Below are 1,253 nucleotides of genomic sequence, written 5' to 3' on the forward strand. Positions count from 1 at the left end.
CGGAGGCAGTCCGTCTGCCAGGCAAAAGGGGCAGCGGACGGAAGAAAGTAAATAAGGGCACACGGGGGATGCCTAGGCTCCCAGAGGCGAAGAAGGACGCGACAAGCTGCGATAAGCCGCGGGGATCGGCACATACGAATCGATCCGCGGATTTCCGAATGGGGCAACCCGGCATGCTGAAGGCATGTCATCCGTTAGCTATGGTTAATGGAGGCGAACGCGCTGAACTGAAACATCTAAGTAGGCGCAGGAGAAGAAAACAAGAGTGATTCCGCAAGTAGTGGCGAGCGAACGCGGAACAGCCCAAACCTTTCATGTTACGGCATGTAAGGGGTTGTAGGACCACGATATTGTACGATATGATGAACCGGAAGCAGGTGGGAAACTGCGCGGTACGGGTGACAGCCCCGTACGGGTAAAGATTATTGGCATAGTGGTATCCTGAGTAGCTCGGGACCGGAGAAATCCTGAGTGAATCCGGCGGCACCATCCGCCAAGGCTAAATACTCCTGGGAGACCGATAGTGGACCAGTACCGTGAGGGAAAGGTGAAAAGGACCCCGAACAGGGGAGTGAAAAGAACCTGAAACCGTGTGCTTACAATCGGTCGGAGCGGAATTATTCCGTGACGGCGTGCCTTTTGCATAATGAGCCTACGAGTTGCTCCTGTCCGGCAAGGTTAACCCGTTCAGCGGGGGAGCCGGAGCGAAAGCGAGTCCTAACAGGGCGTAGAGTCGGGCGGGGCAGACGCGAAACCTAGTGATCTACCCTTGGGCAGGTTGAAGTTGCGGTAACACGCAATGGAGGACCGAACCGATAAACGTTGAAAAGTTTCCGGATGACCTGAGGGTAGGGGTGAAAGGCCAATCAAACTGGGAAATAGCTCGTACTCCCCGAAATGTTTTTAGGAACAGCGTCGGACTTAAGTTTAACGGAGGTAGAGCTACCGATTGGGTGCGGGGGAGTCAAATCCTACCAAATCCAGACGAACTCCGAATGCCGTTAAATATGTCCGGCAGTGAGGCTTTGGGTGCTAAGGTCCAAGGCCGAGAGGGAAAGAACCCAGACCATCAGCTAAGGTCCCCAAATCCGTTCTAAGTTGATCTAACGAGGTCCGGCTGCCCAGACAGCTAGGATGTTGGCTTGGAAGCAGCCATTCATTTAAAGAGTGCGTAACAGCTCACTAGTCGAGCGGCCGGGCGTGGATAATAAACGGGCATCAAGAACGGTACCGAAGCTATGGACTGGTAGAAT

The 1,253-nt window shown here is 54.0% G+C and carries 1 rRNA gene; it reads left to right on the plus strand.

The features are described from left to right. Positions 1-41: 41 nt before the first annotated feature. A 23S ribosomal RNA gene (locus C5749_RS19785) occupies positions 42-1,253 on the plus strand; the annotation flags it as partial.

Source organism: Sphingobacterium gobiense, assembly GCF_002980575.1.
Lineage (GTDB): Bacteria > Bacteroidota > Bacteroidia > Sphingobacteriales > Sphingobacteriaceae > Sphingobacterium > Sphingobacterium gobiense.